At 64.4% G+C, this 264-nt stretch carries 1 protein-coding gene; it reads left to right on the plus strand.

Annotated features, from left to right (window positions below; all coding sequences use genetic code 11):
- The coding region (locus AC0608_RS13775) for a LysR substrate-binding domain-containing protein (protein ID WP_478289472.1) at nt 1–264 on the plus strand (264 nt) is incomplete at both ends.

The following is a 264-nucleotide window of genomic DNA, read 5'->3' on the forward strand; positions in this document are numbered from 1 at the left end:
GCATCCGGAAGTGCAACTGCACCTCACGGTGGTCAACCGCGCGCAGGTCATTCGCAGGCTGTCGGACAACCGCGACGACCTGGTGATCATGTCCATGGTGCCTCAGGACATGGGCCTGGAATTCCTGCCCTTCCTCAACAACCCGATTGTGGCGGTGGCGCCACCGGATCATCCGTTGAGCCTCAAGGGCCCGCTGCGCCTGCAGGACCTGGAACCTTACACGCTGCTACTGCGCGAACCGGGCTCCGGCACCCGGATGGCCTG

It is taken from the genome of Flavobacterium sp. GNP008 (assembly GCF_056428965.1).